Below are 1,276 nucleotides of genomic sequence, written 5' to 3' on the forward strand. Positions count from 1 at the left end.
GGCGGCGAGGGTTTCGGCGGTGGGGTGGTCGAACAGCTCCCGGACAGTGATCTCCAGCCGCGCACGACGCAGACGCGACACCGCCTGCACCGCACGGATGGAATCACCACCCATCCGGAAGAAGTCATCACGCACACCGACCCGCTCCACACCCAGCACCTCGACGAAAGCCGCGACAACGGCCTCCTCCGCCGAGGTGCGCGGCGCGACATACTCCACATCGCTCAGCCGCGACAGATCCGGCTCCGGCAGCGCCCGCCGGTCCACCTTCCCATTCGCCGTCAACGGCAACACGTCCATGACGACGAAGGCCGTGGGAACCATGTACGCGGGCAGGGAGTTGCCGAGGAAGTCGGCCAGCCGCCGCGGCTCCAATTCGCTGCCGACCGCGTAGGCGACAAGCCGCTTGATACCCCGCGCGTCCGTACACACGACAGCGACGGCCTGCGAGACGGCCGGGTGCGCAGCCAGCGCCTCCTCGACCTCACCCAACTCCACCCGGAAACCACGGACCTTCACCTGGTCATCGGCACGCCCAACGAACTCCAGCACACCGCCCGACGCCCACCGCACCACATCACCCGTGCGGTACATCCGCTCACCGGAACCATCCGGCGCCGCCACAAAACGCCCCGCCGTCAAACCCGCACGACCGCCATACCCATGCGCCAGACCAACACCCGACACATACAACTCACCCTCGGCACCGGCCACCACCGGCTTCAGGTGACTGTCGAGCACCCACAGCCGAGTGTCAGGAACCGGGCCACCCAGCAGCACCGGGCCGTCGATCACATGGGACGAGGCAGTGATCGACACCTCAGTCGGACCATAGGCGTTGACCAGCCGGACACCCGGGACCTCGCCCAGGACCATGCGGCAGTGCCGCGGCGACAGCGCGTCACCACCCGACATCACAACACGGACACCGTCGAAGACACGAACGTCCGCGTCCACGACCTCGTGGAACAGACCCGCGGTCAGCCACAGCACACTCACACCATGAGCACGCACAAAAACGCCCAGTTCGTCCACCGACAGCATCCGCTCCACGGACACCGCCAGCACCGCACCGTTCAACAGCGCGTTCCACACCTCCAACGCACCCGCGTCGAACGACAACGTGCTCAGCTGCGAGACAACATCAGCAGGCGTGATAGAGAAATTCGGGTCCCGTACGACGCGCAGGAAGCCTTCATGCGGAAGCACAACTCCCTTGGGACGACCGGTGGAACCGGAGGTGTAGAAGACATAGGCGGGACTCTGCGGAAACACG

1 protein-coding gene is annotated in these 1,276 nt (G+C 66.1%); it reads right to left on the minus strand.

Going from position 1 to position 1,276, the window contains the following annotated elements; all coding sequences use genetic code 11:
- Positions 1-1,276: non-ribosomal peptide synthetase (locus ACLJT4_RS42395; protein WP_411130505.1), on the minus strand; the 1,276-nt coding region annotated here is incomplete at both ends.

Origin of the sequence: Streptomyces sp. x-19 (genome assembly GCF_046549115.1) — a bacterium.
Lineage (GTDB): Bacteria > Actinomycetota > Actinomycetes > Streptomycetales > Streptomycetaceae > Streptomyces > Streptomyces albulus_C.